The sequence below is a fragment of the Bradyrhizobium sp. ORS 285 genome (assembly GCF_900176205.1).
In the GTDB taxonomy this organism is placed as follows: Bacteria; Pseudomonadota; Alphaproteobacteria; order Rhizobiales; family Xanthobacteraceae; genus Bradyrhizobium.
This window is the reverse complement of record NZ_LT859959.1, coordinates 482457-498350: the sequence shown is the minus strand read 5'-3', so window position 1 is coordinate 498350 and position 15894 is coordinate 482457. Positions and strand designations below refer to the sequence as shown.

The following is a 15894-nucleotide window of genomic DNA, read 5'->3' as shown; positions in this document are numbered from 1 at the left end:
GCGACCTCCTGTTGTTGTTAGGATTGTTTGCTGTGGGATGGTGGTGACTGCTGCTGGCGCAACTCGTGGCGCGACAATTTACCGACCGGCGTGCGCGGCAGTTCGTCGACGAACTCGACCGCCGCCGGCAGTTCATGCTTGCCGAGCTTGCCGGTGAGGAAGCCGCGGAGCTCCTCGACCGAAAACGGCGCGAAACCGTCGCGCAGCTTGATGAAGGCCTTGGCCGCCTCGCCGCGATAGGCGTCGGGAATGCCGATGACGATCACTTCCTGCACGGCGGGATGCGTGTAGATCGCCTGCTCGATCATCTGCGGATAGACGTTGAAGCCGCCGGAGATGATCATGTCCTTCTTGCGGTCGACCAGGAAGTAGAAGCCGTCGGCATCGACATAGCCGATGTCGCCGGTCAGGAAGTGGTCACCGACGAAGGACTGCGCCGACTCCTCGGGCCTGTTCCAATAGCCCTTGGTGACGTTCGGCCCCTTGACGCGGATCTCGCCGACCTCGTTGATCCCCAACACCTTCGAGGGATCTTCGAGCGACACGACGTCCATCTCGATGCCGGGCAGTGCGATGCCGATCGAGCCGGGCTTGTCCGGCCCTTCCTTCGGGTGGCTGGTGCCGGGCGAGCAGGTCTCGGTCATGCCCCAGCCGCTCTTCAGCTTCATGCCGACGCGGCGCTCCAGGATGCGCGCGACCTCGACCGGCAACGGCGCGCCGCCGGACCCGACGCTGGTCAACGACGACAGATCGCGCTTGTCGAGATCCGGCAGGTTGGCGATCGCGATCCACATCGTCGGCACGCCCGGGAAATAGGTCGCGCGCTTCACTTCGATGTCGCGCATCACGGCCTCGAGATCGAAGCGCTGATGCAGCGAGACCAGGCTGCCGATGCGCAGCGCCGTCAGCAGCACGACGGTGAGCGCATAGATGTGGAACAGCGGCAGCACGCAGATGACGCGGTCGCCGCCCTCATGCTGGATCCGTGTAGCGCGGCCCCAGATCTCGATGATCGAGACCGCTGAGGTGAGATTGCCGTGCGTCAGCATCGCGCCCTTGGGCAGGCCGGTGGTGCCGCCCGTGTACTGCAGCAGTGCGATGTCGTCGGGCGAGATCGCGGGCCACGATGCGGGCGGCACGGCGCCGTTGACGAAGGCGCGATGGGTGATGACGGCAGGATTGTCAGGCAGCGCCGTCTGCGGCGTGCCGACCTTGCCCCAATGATCATCTTCGCAAACGATGAGCCGATCGAGCAGACCCTTCGCCAGGAACTTGAGCGCCATCGGCAGCAGCGCCGACAAATTCGACGTCACCAGAATGCGCGCGCCGGAATCGCTGAGCTTGTGCGACAGCGCGATCTCGCCGTCGAGCGGCGACAGATGCACGACGCGGGCACCGGCCTTGAGGGCGCCGAAGAAATTGATCGGATGATCCGGTGTGTTGCCGAGGAACAGCGCGATCGAGGCGCCCTTGCCGAAGCCGGCGCGGAGGAAGGCAGCGGCGGCCTGGTCGACGAGGCTTGAGAGCTGAGTGAATGTGATCGGGCGGTCGCGGAATTCCAACGCATGGCGATCGCCGAAATCGCTTACGGACTTCGCCAGCAGGTCCGGCAAGGTGCCGCGCGCGAGCGGCGCGTCCCAGCGGACGCCTTCGGGATAGAACTGTTCGCCGGGATGGGTCATGCGGACTCTGTGTTTGTTGCCGTCAGGTGGCCCCGCTGCGTCCGTCCCCTCCCCCCTTGCGGGGGAGGGTCAGGGAGGGGGGTGGCCGCGGGTGAGACTGCCGTTGTGGACCCCCACCCCCAACCCCTCCCCGCAAGGGGGAGGGGAGCGCACCTGCGAACGAGGCGACGAGCAGGCTGCATCAGGCAGCCTTGGATTCCTTGGCCAGTGAGGCGAACGTCTTGCCCTCATCCGCAAGCTTCTTCAGCAGCGGCGCCGGCTCGAGCGACGGATCGTTGGTTTCCTTGGCGTAGAACGCCAGCCGCTCGGCGATATGCTTCAGGCCGACGCTGTCGGCCCAGTACATCGGGCCGCCGCGATAGATCGGCCAGCCGTAGCCGTAGAGCCAGACCACGTCGATATCCGACGGCCGCGCGGCGATGCCTTCCGCGAGGATTTTTGCGCCCTCGTTGATCATCGGATACATCATGCGCTCGAGGATCTCCTCGTCGCTCACGGCGCGGCGCTTGAGGCCGAGCTTGGCAAGCGTCTCGTCGATCAGCTTCTCGACATCGGGATCCGGCAGCGGCGCGCGCGAGCCCGCCTCGTATTTGTAGTAGCCCTTGCCGGTCTTCTGGCCGAAGCGTCCGGCCTCGCACAGCGCGTCCGCGATCTCGCTCTTGATGCCGCGGTCCTTGCGCGATCGCCAGCCGATGTCGAGGCCGGCGAGATCGCCCATCGCGAACGGGCCCATCGGCATGCCGAACTTGGTGACGACGGCGTCGACCTGCTGCGGCAGCGCGCCTTCGAACAGCAGCTTCTCGGCCTGCTTGCCGCGCTGCGCCAGCATGCGATTGCCGACGAAGCCGTCGCAGACCCCGACAACCGCCGGCACCTTGGCGATCTTGCGCGCGATCGACACCGCGGTGACCAGCGCATCCGGCGCGGTCTTCTCGGCGCGCACGATCTCGCACAGCTTCATGACGTTGGCCGGCGAGAAGAAGTGCATGCCGAGCACGTCCTGCGGACGGCTGGTCTCCGCGGCGATGGCGTCGATGTTGAGATAGGAGGTGTTGGAGGCCAGCACTGCGCCCGGCTTGGCGTATTGATCGAGCTTGCCGAACACTTCCTTCTTCACGGCCATGGTCTCGAACACCGCCTCGATCACGAGGTCGGCATCCTTGACGTTCTCCAGGCCGACCTTGCCGTCGATCAGCGCCATACGCTTGGCCGGTGCATCCGCCGGGATGCCGCCGCGCGCGGCGGTCGCTTCCCAGTTCTTCTGCATGATGCCCATGCCGCGCTTGAGCTGTTCTTCCGCGGTCTCGATCAGGGTGACCGGAATACCGGCATTGGCGAACGACATCGCGATGCCGCCGCCCATGGTGCCGGCGCCAATGATGGCGACGCGCTCGACCTTGCGACCCTTGGTGCCCTCGGGCACGCTGGCGATCTTGGCCGCCTCGCGCTCGGCGAAGAACGCGTAGCGCTGCGCCTTCGACTGATCGCTGGCCACCAGCTTGAGGAAGCCCTCGCGCTCGCGCTTCAGGCCTTCGTCGAACGGCAGGTCAATCGCGTAGCCGACGGCATCGGCCGCAGCGAACGGCGCCTCAAGGCCGCGCGACTTCTTGGTGATCGCAGCGACCGCGTTGGTGAAGATCGAACGATCGGCCTTGGCGGCAGCGATCTTGGATTCGTCGTCGCGCAGCTTGCGCAGCGGACGGTTCTCCGCCACCACCTTGCGCGCGAACTCCACGCCGCCCGACGCGGGTCCCTCGACGATCTCCTCGATCAGCCCCGACTTGAGCGCCTCCGCGGCGCCGATCGGATCGCCGCCGACGATCATCTTGACCGCAAGCTCCGGACCGACCGCGCGCGGCAGGCGCTGCGTACCACCCGCGCCCGGCAGCAGGCCGAGCTTCACCTCCGGCAGGCCAAGCTTCGAGTCCTTGGTGGCGACACGGTAATGACAGGCCAGCGCCACTTCGAGGCCACCACCAAGCGCGGTGCCGTGGATCGCAGCGATCACCGGCTTCGGACTATTCTCGATCGTGCTGAGCACGTCGTTGAGCGCCGGCGGCTTCGGCGGCTTGCCGAACTCGGTGATATCGGCGCCGGCGATGAAGGTGCGTCCGCCGCAAGTCAGAACGATGGCCTTGATCGTGGGATCGTCGATCGCCGCCTTGACGTTGTCGAGGATGCCGCCGCGAACTGCGGCACTCAGCGCATTGACCGGCGGGCTGTCGATGGTGACGATGCCGATGATGTCTTGGCGATCAAGCTTTGCCACTTCGCTCACGCGTAAGCTCCTTGGATGTCGTTTCTTTGCGGCCGGTTAACCGACCTGCCAATTGTTGGACCTTCATTTGCGCAGAGTATCAGCCTTGCTTGCGTCTACCCGCTGCCGAACCTCAATTCCGCAGTGCGAAACGTAATTCCACATCTTGACAGCCAGGGTTATTTTGAAGCACGAGCGTTGTCAACGAGGCTCATCAATCAACAGCCGATGACATGAAACGCCCAGGGAAGAAAGCTGCGACCGATCGCAACTTCGTCGTTGCGCTGTCGCGCGGCCTGGAAGTGCTGCGTGCCTTCCGGCCGAACGACGGCCTGCTGGGCAACCAGGAGATCGCCGCGCGCACCAACCTGCCCAAGGCCACGGTGTCGCGCCTGACCTATACGCTCACCAAGCTCGGCTATCTCACCCCGGTTCCTCGGTTCGAAAAGTACCAGCTGGCACCGTCAGCACTGCTGCTCGGTTATGCCGCGCTCGCCAATCTCGGCGTGCGCCAGCTCTCCGAGCCGTTCCGCGAGCAGCTGATGCGCGAGACCGGCGGCGCGGTCGCGATCGGCGGCCGCGACCGGCTCAGCATGATCTATATCGGCCAGAGCCGTCACGGCGTCGTGAATGTCGAGCTCGACGTCGGATCGCGCATTCCGATCGCCACGACCGCAATGGGCCGCGCCTATCTCTGGGCGCTGCCCGAGGAGGAACGCACCGCGCTCATGCGCGAGATGCGCGAGCATTACGGCAACCGCTGGCCGAAGATCCGCGACGGCATCGAACGCGCCGGCGAGACCGTCGCCAAACACGGTTTCGCGATCTCGGCCGGCGAGTGGCAGGACGATGTGCATGCCGTCGCCGCGGCGCTCAGGCTCAACGATGGAACGGGTCCCTACGCGATCAATTGCGGCGCGCCTGCATTCCGCTTCACGGAAGAGCGTCTGCTCTCCGACATTGGACCTCGCCTCGTCGCGATGGTAAGAAAAATCGAAGCAGCGCTTGGCGGACTCGCGCCGCAAACTAATCAGACAAATAATCAGACGAGCCAATCGTCTCACAAAGAACCCAATAAAAAGCCGAAGCCAGGAGGAAAAGTTGCCCGTGTTGCCGAGGGTATCAGATAGCCTGCATCATCGCGGTCGGCTGGCGCCGCGCTCTAACCTGAACGATTTCGGGAGGGGCGAGACGAGATGACGCAGGCACAACTCGCCCCGACGAACGATCCGCTGCTCGCGGTCCGCGACGTCAGCGTCGTGTTCGGCGGCATCGTCGCACTGAACGGCGTGTCGTTCGACATGCACAAGGGCCAGATCCTCGGCCTCATCGGTCCCAACGGCGCCGGCAAGACGACGCTGTTCAACTGCCTCAGCCGTCTGTACCAGCCGAGCGCCGGCGACATCCTGATGGAAGGTCGCAGCATCCTGTCGCGGCCGCCACATCGCATCGCCGAGATCGGCATCGGCCGCACCTTCCAGAACGTTGCACTGTTCCCGAACCTCTCGGTGCTGGACAATGTCCGCGTCGGTACGCATGCGCGGACATCGAGCGACATCATCTCGGACTCGCTGCGGCTCGCCTGGATCCGGCGCAGCGAGAAATCCGTGAACACCAAGGTTCACGAGATCCTGGCCTATCTCAACCTCGAGGAGGTCGCGCACAAGACCGTATCCGGCCTGCCGTTCGGAACGCAGAAGCGCGTCGAGCTGGCACGCGCGCTCGCCGCCGATCCGAAGATCCTGCTGCTCGACGAGCCTGCCGGCGGCCTCAATCACGAGGAAGTCTATGTGCTCGGCGACCTGATCCGGCGCATCCGCGACGACCGTCACATCACCGTGCTGCTGGTCGAGCATCACATGGGTCTCGTGATGTCGATCGCCGATCACGTCGTGGCGCTGAACTTTGGCCGCAAGCTCGCCGAGGGCACGCCGGCCCAGGTGCAGGCCGATCCCGACGTCATCAAGGCCTATCTCGGGAGCAAGGATCAATGACGGCGCTTCTCAACGTCAAGGATCTCAGGGCGTATTACGGCCAAGTCCAGGCCCTGCACGGCCTCTCCTTCTCGCTCAACGAGGGCTCGCTGACGACCCTGCTCGGCGCCAACGGCGCCGGCAAGACCACGACCTTGCGCGCGATCTGCAACATGGTGCGCTCGACCGGCGCGATCGAGTTCGAGGGCAAGCCACTCAACAACAAGTCCACCGAGAGCATCGTCCGCTTCGGCATCGCGCACGTGCCGCAGGGCCGCGGCACCTTCACCAACATGACGGTCGAGGAGAACCTGCAGCTCGGCGCCATCACCCGCAGCGACAAGGCGGGCATCGTCGCCGATATCGAGCGGATGTACTCCTACTTCCCGAAGCTGAAGGAGCGCCACACCCAGCAGGCCGGAACGCTGTCCGGCGGCGAGCAGCAGATGCTCGCCGTGGCCCGCGCGCTGATGCTGCGTCCCCGGCTGATGCTGCTCGACGAGCCGTCGTTCGGCCTCGCGCCGCTGGTGGTACGTGATCTCTTCGGCATCCTCGGCAAGATCAATCGCGACGAGAAGGTCTCGATTCTCGTCGTCGAGCAGAACGCCCAGCTCGCGCTGGAGCTCGCCGACCAGGCCTATGTGATCGAGACCGGTCGCATCGTCATGTCGGGTGTCGCAAAGGACATCGCGAACGACGAGAACGTCCGCAAATCCTATCTTGGCTACTGACGGAGGCGGGACAATGGAACTCTTCACCAACCAGGTCCTGGCCGGCATCGCGACGGGCGCGATCTACGCCTGCATGGCGCTCGCCGTCGTGATGATCTACCAGGCGATCGACCATCTCAACTTCGCGCAAGGCGAGATGGCGATGTTCTCGACCTTCATCTCCTGGCAGCTGATGCAATGGGGCCTGCCCTACTGGGGCGCCTTCATCGTCACGCTGGCGTTCTCCTTCGCCGGCGGCATCGCGATCGAGCGCGTGCTGTTCAAGCCGCTGACCAAGGCGCCGATCCTGACGCAAGTTGCCGGCTTCATCGCGCTGTTCTCGATCATCAACTCCTGCGCCGGCCTGATCTGGGACTTCACGATCAAGCAGTATCCGACGCCGTTCGGCTCCTCGCCATTCCTCGGCAGCCAGCTGATCTCGACCCACCAGGCCGGCATGATCGGCATTACGCTCCTGCTCCTGGTCGGCCTGTACTTCTTCTTCCAATACACCCGCGTCGGCCTCGCGATGCGGGCGGCGGCAGCGCTGCCCGAGTCGGCGCGGCTGGTCGGCATCAACACGTCGTGGATGATCGCGCTCGGCTGGGGCATGGCCGCGGCGATCGGCTCGATCGCCGGCATGCTGATCGCGCCGGTGGTGTTCCTCGAGCCCAACATGATGGGCGGCGTGCTGATCTACGGCTTCGCCGCGGCCGTGCTCGGCGGCCTCACCAGCCCGTTCGGCGCGGTGCTCGGCGGCTTCCTGGTCGGCATCTTCGAGAACCTCGCCGGCACCTACATCCCGCATGTGGGCAATGAGATGAAGCTGCCGATCGCGCTGGCCCTGATCATCTCCGTCCTGGTCATCAAACCCGCCGGCCTGTTCGGCCGCAACATCGTGAAGCGAGTCTGATCATGAGCGCAGTCGAGGAAATCGCATCCCCAGCGCCCGCGGTCGAGGCCGTTCCGAAGCGGGCCATGACCCTGAGCTCCGGCACCACCTTCGTCGTCGTGCTGCTGCTTCTCGTCGTGCCGCTGTTCGTCAAGAACTTCATCATCTTCCAGATGACGATGCTCCTGATCTATGGCCTCGCCGTTCTGGCGCTGAACATCCTGACCGGCGGCTCCGGGCAGTTCTCGCTCGGGCAGAGCGCGTTCTATGCCGTCGGCGCGTATACGTCGGCGATCCTGATGGAGCAGTACAACGTCAACTACGCGCTGACCCTGCCGATCGCAGGCGTGATCTGCTTCGGCTTCGGCTTCCTGTTCGGCCAGCCGGCGCTGCGGCTGTCGGGCGTGTATCTCGCGCTCGCCACCTTCGCGCTCGCCACCGCGATGCCGCAGATCCTGAAACTCGGCTTCTTCGAGCATTGGACCGGCGGCGTGCAGGGTCTGGTCGTGACCAAGCCGGACGCGCCGTTCGGCCTGCCGATGTCGCAGGACATGTGGCTGTATTACTTCACCCTGGCGATCACGATCGCGATCTACATTTTCTCAGTGAACCTGCTGCGCTCCCGCTCCGGCCGGGCGTTCATGGCGATCCGTGACAACGAGATCGCCGCCTCCGCCATGGGTATCGACGTCGCGACTTATAAGACGCTGGCATTCGGTGTCAGCGCGGGGATCACGGGCGTCGCCGGCGGGCTCGGGGCCATCGCGGTGCAGTTCGTCGCGCCGGACAGCTACACGATCGTGCTCGCGATCTCGCTGTTCCTCGGCATGGTCGTCGGCGGCGTCGGCTGGCTGCCCGGCTCGTTCGTCGGCGCTGCCTTCATCATCTTCGTTCCCAACATCGCCGAAGGCATTTCCAAGGGCCTGTCCGGCGCGGTGTTCGGCGTGCTGCTGTTCCTCGTCATCTTCCTCGTGCCGCACGGCGCGCGGCAGGTGGCGATGGTGGCCCAGCAGCTGCTCGGCAAACTCAGAAAGAACTAAGGAGGAACTCTTGCAGGTCGCTCACCATCTACGGATCGCCGCCCTCGCGACGGCGGTCGTCGCCCTCAGCTCGGGCGCAGCCTTCGCCCAGAGGAAATACGACACCGGCGCGTCCGACACCGAGATCAAGGTCGGCAACATCATGCCCTATAGCGGACCCGCGTCCGCCTACGGCGTGATCGGCAAGACCGAGGAAGCGTATTTCAAGAAGATCAACGCCGAGGGCGGCATCAACGGCCGTAAGATCAACTTCGTCACCTATGACGACGCCTACTCGCCGCCGAAGGCCGTGGAGCAGGTGCGCAAGCTGGTCGAGAGCGACGAGGTCCTGTTCGTTTTCAACCCGCTCGGCACGCCGTCGAACTCGGCGATCCAGAAGTACCTCAACGGCAAGAAGATCCCGCAGCTGTTCGTCGCGACCGGCGCCACCAAGTGGAACGATCCGAAGAACTTCCCGTGGACCATGGGCTGGCAGCCGAGCTACCAGAGCGAGGGCCGCATCTATGCGAAGTACCTGCTCAAGGAGAAGCCGGGCGCCAAGATCGGCGTGCTGTTCCAGAACGACGATTTCGGCAAGGACTATCTGAAGGGTCTCAAGGACGGACTCGGCGACAAGGCCGCGTCGATGATTGTGATGGAGGAGAGCTACGAGACCTCCGAGCCCTCGATCGACGGCCATATCGTCAAGCTGAAGGCCTCCGGCGCCGACACCTTCTTCAGCGTCACCACGCCGAAGTTCGCGGCGCAGGCGATCAAGAAGCTCGCCGAGATCGACTGGCATCCGACGCATCTCGTCGTCAACGTCTCGGCCTCGGTCGGCAGCGTCATCAAGCCGGCCGGCTTCGAGAACTCGCAAGGGATCCTCTCGGCCGCCTACGCCAAGGACGCCGCGGACGCGCAATGGGACAATGATCCCGGCATGAAGAAGTTCTTCGATTTCCTGGCGCAGTACGCTCCCGACGCCAACAAGCTCGACAGCTCGACCGTCTACGGTTACGGCGCCGCCCAGACGCTGGTGAAGGTGCTGCAGATGTGCGGCGACGATCTCACCCGCGCCAACGTCATGAAGCAGGCCGCGAGCCTGAAGGACTTCGCGCCGGACACGCTGCTGCCGGGCGTCAAGATCAACACCTCGGCCACCGACTTCGCCCCGATCGAGCAGCTGCAGATGATGCGGTTCAAGGGCGAGAAGTGGGAGCTGTTCGGCGAGGCCATCAGCGGCGCCGTTGAGTAGCTCAAATTAGAGACATCGCGCATCGCCGCTAACGAGCGGTGCCGATCTCCACTGGCCCTCCGTGCCCTCGGCACGGGGGGCTTTTTCATGCGCGGCATGCCCGTTCGACCAGCGGTGAAGCGACACCGTCTGACTGATCTCAAGCTGTTCTCGCAAAGCACCCACCCGCCGAGATTGCGCCTTCTCGCAATTGCACATCCCAGGCAGCCGCGAAAACACGGCCCGTGCCGTGATGTCGCAGCGTGGCCGCACCAGCTCTGCTATAGTTCCTGTGTCACCAAGAGCTTCCAGCAAGGAAGCCGCGACACATCATCGAGAACAACACGGGAGATACGCACAATGATGATCACGCGCAGAGCCGCCCTCGCCTCCGTCGCCGCCATCGCCTTCGCTTCGTCAGGCGCGTTCGCCGCCGACAAGAAATACGACACCGGAGCCTCCGACACCGAAATCAAGATCGGCAACATCATGCCGTATAGCGGGCCGGCGTCAGCCTACGGCGTCATCGGCAAGACGGAAGCGGCCTACTTCAAGAAGATCAACGCCGAGGGCGGCATCAATGGCCGCAAGATCAACTTCATCTCCTATGACGACGCCTATTCGCCGCCCAAGGCCGTCGAACAGGCGCGCAAGCTGGTCGAGAGCGACGAGGTGCTGCTGATCTTCAACTCACTCGGCACACCGTCGAACACGGCGATCCAGAAGTACATGAACGCCAAGAAGGTGCCGCAGCTGTTCGTCGCGACCGGCGCGACCAAGTGGAACGATCCGTCGAGCTTCCCGTGGACGATGGGCTGGCAGCCGAGCTACCAGGCGGAGTCGCGCATCTATGCCAAGTATCTGCTGAAGGAGAAGCCGGACGCCAAGATCGGGGTGCTGTATCAGAACGACGATTACGGCAAGGATTATCTCAAGGGCCTGAAGGACGGGCTCGGCGCCAAGGCGGCGAGCATGATCGTCATGGAGGAGAGCTACGAGACGACGGAGCCGACGATCGACAGCCATATCGTCAAGCTGAAGTCTACCGGCGCCGACGTCTTCATGAACATCACGACGCCGAAATTCGCAGCGCAGGCGATCAAAAAGGTGAAGGAGATCGACTGGAAGGCGCTGCACCTCCTCAACAACGTCTCGGCCTCGGTCGGCAGCGTGCTGCGACCTGCCGGCTTCGAGAACTCGCAGGACATCATCTCGGCCGCCTATCTGAAGGACGTGTCCGATCCCCAGTGGAAGGACGACACCGGGATGAAGCAGTTCCTGGAGTTCATGGCCAAGGACTTCCCCGAAGGTGACAAGCTCGATGGCGGCGCCGTCGTGGGCTACGGCGTGGCGCAGACCCTGGTGCAGGTGCTGAAGCAGTGCGGCGACGATCTCACCCGCGAGAACGTCATGAAGCAGGCGGCGAGCTTGCGCAACTTCCGCACCGAGATGCTGTTGCCGGGCATCAGCATCAACACCTCGGCGACCGACTTCGCGCCCGTCAGCCAGCTGCAGTTGATGCGCTTCAAGGGCGACAGGTGGGAACTGTTCGGCGACGTGATCTCGGCCGACGTCGGCGGCTGATACGACGAACTGACTATGCCTCCTGCGGCGTCACGCCGCAGGAGGTTTCATCTACGAACAAGTCAGCTTTCTTTTCCCACTAATCCTTAAGCTAGGAGTTCACGGAACGGCGGTCATGCGTCGCCGGCGGTTACGCCGCGCGCGCGGCTGGGCTATGGGGACGCCTTCGGAGTGAAACGAGTCGCCCTGATCGCGGCGAGTCCAACAACAAGGCCAAGCTCCAAGGCCGAGAAGGAGTCTCCCCACGTGACCACTGCCCTCACCCGCCGCACGCTCTCCAGCCTGCTCGGCCTCGCCCTCGTTGGCGCCGCTGCCAGCAGCGCGTACGCCGACAAGAAATACGATAACGGCGCGAGCGACACCGAGATCAAGATCGGCAACATCGTGCCCTATAGCGGCCCGGCCTCGGCCTATGGCTCGGTCGGCAAGGCGATGTCGGCTGTGTTCAAGAAGGTCAATGACGAAGGTGGCATCAACGGCCGCAAGATCAATTTCATCTCGTATGACGACGCCTATTCGCCACCGAAGACGGTGGAGCAGGCGCGCAAGCTGGTCGAGAGCGATGAGGTGCTGTTCCTGTTCGGCGTGCTCGGCACCGCGCCCAACACGGCGATCCAGAAATACATGAACGCCAAGAAGGTGCCGCAGCTGTTCGTGGCGACCGGCGCCACCAAGTGGAACGAGCCCAAGACCAATCCGTGGACCATGGGCTGGCTGCCGAGCTACCAATCGGAAGCGCGCATCTACGCCAAATATCTCATGGCGCAGCAGCCGAGCGGGAAGATCGCGGTGCTCTACCAGAACGACGACATGGGCAAAGACTATCTAAAGGGCCTCAAGGACGGTCTCGGCAGCGAGGCCTCTCGGGTGGTGCTGGAGGAGAGCTACGAGATCGCCGAGCCGACGGTGGAGTCGCACATCGTCAAGATGAAGTCGGCCAATCCCGACGTCGTCATCTTGTTCACGACGCCGAAGTCGGGCGCACAGGCGATCAAGAAGCTCGGCGAGATGAGCTGGAAGCCGCTCACCATCATCTCCAACGTCAGCGCCTCCACGGCTGCGGTGATGCGGCCGGCTGGCGTCGAGAACTCGCAGGGCGTGATCTCGGCCGCCTATGCCAAGGATGCCTCCGATCCGCAATGGGCCAATGATCCGGGCCTCGGCGCGTTCCGCGAGTTGCTCGCCAAATACCTGCCGGAGATCAACCCCGTGGATTCGTCGGCGCTGACCGGCTACAACATCGCCACCACGATGGTCGAGGTGCTGAAGCGATGCGGCGACGAACTGACACGCGCGAACGTCATGAAACAGGCGGCAAGCCTGAAGCAGTTTGCGCAAGGCGGGCTGCTGCCCGGCGTCACGCTGACCACGGGGCCCGACGATTTCCAGCCGATCGAGCAGCTGCAGCTGATGCAATTCAAGGGCGAGCGCTGGCAGCTGTTCGGCGAGGTCATGAGCGGCGAGCTGAAGTGAACCATCGCGCATCCGCGGGCGGCCTCGCATGAGCAGCCGCCGTCCGCTGTTGCGATCGATCTTCGATGCCGCGGTCGCCGCGGCGCATCCCGATGTCGTGCTGCCGGGCTTCCTCCCGGCGGCACCGAAGGGCCGGATCATCTGCCTCGCCGCCGGCAAGGGCGCCGCCGCGATGGCAGTTGCCGCAGAGCGGCACTACCTCGACACGCTCGGGTTCGATCCGGCGAAGCTCGTCGGCATTGCAACCACCCGTCATGGCCACGGTGTGCCGACGCGCCGCGTCAAAGTCATCGAAGCGGGCCACCCGATGCCGGACGAGGCCGGGCTCAAGGCAGCGGACGATACGCTGCAGTTGGCCGCAACGGCAGAAGCCGACGATCTGATGCTGGTGCTGATCTCCGGCGGCGGCTCGGCGAACTGGGTTGCGCCGGTGAACGGCGTCAGCTTCGGGCAGAAGCAGCAGCTGACGCGGGCGCTGCTGCGTTCGGGCGCGCCGATCGGCGAGATGAACATCGTCCGCAAGCATCTGTCGCGCATCAAGGGCGGGCGGCTGGCGCGCGCCGGGCAGAAGGCCGAGATCGTGACGCTGGCGATCTCCGATGTGCCGCATGACGATCCCTCCGCCATCGCCTCCGGGCCGACGGTGCCGGATCCGACGACGCTGGCCGATGCCCGCGCGATCGTCGCGAAATACAGGCTCGAGGTCGACCCGGCGATTGCTCGTGCGCTCGAAGATCCCGCCAATGAGAGCTGCAAGCCTGGCGACCCCGCCTTCGCCCGCGCATCGTTCGAGCTGATCGCGCGGCCCGCGAGTTCGCTCGAAGCGGCTGTGGCCGCGGTCAAGGCCGCGGGCTACGACGTGCTCGACCTCGGTGCCGATCTCGAGGGCGAGGCCCGCGAGGTCGCCGCCGATCATGCCAAGCTGGCGCGGGAGGCCCGTTCGCTCGGCCGCCGCATGGCGATCATCTCGGGCGGCGAGCTCACGGTGACCGTGCGCGGCCACGGCCGCGGCGGGCCGAACCAGGAATATGCGCTGGCGCTCGCCGACCTGCTGAAGGACATGGACGGCGTCGCGGCGCTGGCCGGCGACACCGACGGTGCCGATGGCGGCGGTGGCAGCGCCTCGGACCCGGCCGGCGCGCTGGTCGATGCCGAGGTCATCGCAGCGATGCGGGCGCAGGGACTGGATCCCCAAGCCTATCTCGCCAACAACGACGCCACCGCGTTCTTCGCCGCGACCGGCGGCCTGCTGCAGACCGGCCCGACGCTGACCAACGTCAACGATGTGAGAGTGATCCTGGTCGACTGAGGGCACGACGCCCTCAGAACTCCTCCGCGATCTTGGTGAGCATCGCGAGCAGCGTCTCGCGCCCGTCGGGGCCGAGCAGCTCGTTCAGTCGCGCCTCGTGCTTGGAGACGACCAGCTTCTTGGCGCGAGCGAGCACGCCCTTGCCCTTCTCGGTCAGCAGCAGGATGTGCGAGCGTCGGTCATTGGCCGAGCGGACGCGGGTGCAGAGCTCACGGCTTTCCAGGCTATCTAAAAGCGACACGAAATTGGGCCGGAGGATGCCCAGCGTGTTGGCGATCTCGGTCTGGTTGCGGCCGGGATTGGCGTCGAGCAGCAGCAGCACCGAGAACTGCGCCGGCGTCAGCTGCAACGGTGCAACGCAGCGTAGAAAGTCCTCGAACACCTTCAACTGCGCCCGTTTCAGCACATAGCCGAGCAGATCGGAGAGCTCGCCGAGCTGGACCGCTTGCGTCTCCTCGACGGCTGCGGCAGCTTCCTTTCGGCTTTCTCTGGCTTTGCTGACGGGCTTGGCGCTATCGGCCATCACAATCCGCCAAATTCATCGGACCCGCTTCCATCCCTGGTCTCGAATGCCGCAGCCGGAACAGCGGCCTTGAGATTATAATCGATAATTGTTATCCACTATATCAAACACGGGCAGCCATTCAACTGCTCCGACCAGCCGCGGGCGCCAGGCACCCCACGGCGTGCGGTCACCACAGAGGGGGAGCGTCCTGTCTTGAACACAACGATCTTGCTGTTCCTGTTGCAGGACGGCATTACCAACGGCGCGATCTACGCCCTGCTCGGGCTAGCGCTGGTGCTGGTATTTGCCGTCACCCGGGTGATCCTGATCCCGCAGGGCGAATTCGTCACCTACGGCGCCCTCACCTACGCCTCGCTCGCCGCCGGCCGCATGCCGGGCACCGCGAAGCTTGCCGTGGTGATCGGCCTCGTCGCCTTCGCCTTCGACCTCTATGCGATGCGCAAGACGCTGCACGTGCCCAAGGTCGCGCGCGCCGCTGCCCTTCACGTCGTCTTTCCCCTCGTCGTGCTGCTCGCCAGCATGTGGGCGGCCGACCAGCGCATGCCCGCCGGCGTCAGCCTGGTGCTGTCGCTGCTGATCGTTGCCAGCATCGGCCTGTCGCTGTACCGCATCGTGTTCCAGCCGCTCGCCCACACCTCGGTGCTGGTGCTGCTGATCGCCTCCGTCGGCGTGCACCTCGCGCTGCAAGGACTCGGCCTGCTGTTCTTCGGCGCCGAGGGCCAGCGCGGCCCGGCCCTGCTCACCACCAGTGCGACGCTCGGCTCGCTGCGCTTCACCGGCCAGGGCATGGCGGTCTACGGCATCACCATCGCCTTCATCGTCGGTCTCTGGCTGTTCTTCGGCCTGACCCTGTACGGCAAGGCGCTGCGCGCCACCGCGGTCAATCGTCTCGGCGCCCGCCTGGTCGGCATCCGCACCACGCTGTCCGGCCAGATCGCCTTCCTGCTGGCCTCCACCATCGGCGCGCTGTCCGGCATCCTGATCGTTCCGATCACGACGCTCTATTACGACACCGGCTTCCTGATCGGCCTGAAGGGCTTCATCGCCGCGATCATCGGCGGCCTGATCAGTTATCCGCTGACCGCCGTCGCCGCGCTGGTCGTCGGCATCGTCGAGGCGTTCTCCTCGTTCTACGCCTCGAACTTCAAGGAAGTCATCGTCTTCACGCTGCTGATCCCGGTCCTGCTGCTGCGTTCGCTTGCCGCGCCCGCGGTCGAAGAAGAAAAGGATTGAGC

The 15894-nt window shown here is 64.8% G+C and carries 13 protein-coding genes; 10 read left to right on the top strand and 3 right to left on the bottom strand.

From position 1 onward, the window contains the following. Nucleotides 1-17: 17 nt before the first annotated feature. Nucleotides 18-1682: a dicarboxylate--CoA ligase PimA gene (gene pimA / locus BRAD285_RS02220; RefSeq protein WP_006609556.1), complete on the bottom strand. Its 1665-nt coding sequence runs from the start codon at nucleotides 1680-1682 to the stop codon at nucleotides 18-20. Nucleotides 1683-1863: 181 nt separating this feature from the next. After that, nucleotides 1864-3960 (bottom strand): 3-hydroxyacyl-CoA dehydrogenase NAD-binding domain-containing protein, encoded by a 2097-nt coding sequence (locus tag BRAD285_RS02215; RefSeq protein ID WP_006609555.1) that lies wholly within the window; start codon nucleotides 3958-3960, stop codon nucleotides 1864-1866. A gap of 212 nt (nucleotides 3961-4172) precedes the next feature. Between BRAD285_RS02215 and BRAD285_RS02210 the strand changes: the two genes are divergently transcribed. The 9 genes from BRAD285_RS02210 to BRAD285_RS02170 all read left to right on the top strand — a co-directional run bounded on the left by BRAD285_RS02210 (nucleotide 4173) and on the right by BRAD285_RS02170 (nucleotide 14133). Further along, nucleotides 4173-5069, top strand: coding sequence for an IclR family transcriptional regulator (locus BRAD285_RS02210; RefSeq protein WP_006609554.1), 897 nt, complete (start codon nucleotides 4173-4175; stop codon nucleotides 5067-5069). Nucleotides 5070-5135: 66 nt separating this feature from the next. Then, nucleotides 5136-5933, top strand: a complete 798-nt coding sequence (locus BRAD285_RS02205; RefSeq protein WP_006609553.1) for an ABC transporter ATP-binding protein — start codon at nucleotides 5136-5138, stop codon at nucleotides 5931-5933. Further along, nucleotides 5930-6643 (top strand): ABC transporter ATP-binding protein, encoded by a 714-nt coding sequence (locus BRAD285_RS02200; protein WP_006609552.1) that lies wholly within the window; start codon nucleotides 5930-5932, stop codon nucleotides 6641-6643. The genes BRAD285_RS02205 and BRAD285_RS02200 overlap by 4 nt, the downstream gene beginning before the upstream one ends. 13 nt (nucleotides 6644-6656) lie before the next feature. Next, the gene (locus tag BRAD285_RS02195; protein WP_006609551.1) at nucleotides 6657-7535 is read left to right on the top strand and encodes a branched-chain amino acid ABC transporter permease; all 879 of its coding nucleotides are present in this window, start codon (nucleotides 6657-6659) and stop codon (nucleotides 7533-7535) included. A gap of 2 nt (nucleotides 7536-7537) precedes the next feature. Further along, complete coding sequence (locus BRAD285_RS02190) at nucleotides 7538-8554, top strand: branched-chain amino acid ABC transporter permease (protein ID WP_006609550.1); 1017 nt, start codon at nucleotides 7538-7540, stop codon at nucleotides 8552-8554. A gap of 10 nt (nucleotides 8555-8564) precedes the next feature. Beyond that, nucleotides 8565-9788: an ABC transporter substrate-binding protein gene (locus tag BRAD285_RS02185; protein ID WP_006609549.1), complete on the top strand. Its 1224-nt coding sequence runs from the start codon at nucleotides 8565-8567 to the stop codon at nucleotides 9786-9788. A gap of 339 nt (nucleotides 9789-10127) precedes the next feature. After that, entirely contained in the window at nucleotides 10128-11351 is a 1224-nt protein-coding gene (locus BRAD285_RS02180) for an ABC transporter substrate-binding protein (RefSeq protein WP_006609548.1), read from the top strand. Nucleotides 11352-11597: 246 nt separating this feature from the next. Next, on the top strand, nucleotides 11598-12824 hold the full coding sequence (locus tag BRAD285_RS02175; protein ID WP_035644581.1) for an ABC transporter substrate-binding protein: 1227 nt from the start codon (nucleotides 11598-11600) through the stop codon (nucleotides 12822-12824). Between the two features lie 28 nt (nucleotides 12825-12852). Then, nucleotides 12853-14133 carry a glycerate kinase gene (locus tag BRAD285_RS02170; protein WP_006609546.1) on the top strand — a complete coding sequence of 427 codons (1281 nt, stop codon included), beginning with the start codon at nucleotides 12853-12855 and terminating at the stop codon, nucleotides 14131-14133. 13 nt (nucleotides 14134-14146) lie between these two features. On the opposite strand, the gene BRAD285_RS02165 is transcribed toward BRAD285_RS02170, so the two are convergent. Continuing rightward, nucleotides 14147-14656 (bottom strand): MarR family winged helix-turn-helix transcriptional regulator, encoded by a 510-nt coding sequence (locus BRAD285_RS02165; RefSeq protein ID WP_006609545.1) that lies wholly within the window; start codon nucleotides 14654-14656, stop codon nucleotides 14147-14149. A gap of 195 nt (nucleotides 14657-14851) precedes the next feature. On the opposite strand from BRAD285_RS02165, the gene BRAD285_RS02160 reads away from it, so the two are divergent. After that, nucleotides 14852-15892 carry a branched-chain amino acid ABC transporter permease gene (locus BRAD285_RS02160; protein WP_035644578.1) on the top strand — a complete coding sequence of 347 codons (1041 nt, stop codon included), beginning with the start codon at nucleotides 14852-14854 and terminating at the stop codon, nucleotides 15890-15892. Nucleotides 15893-15894 lie beyond the last annotated feature (2 nt).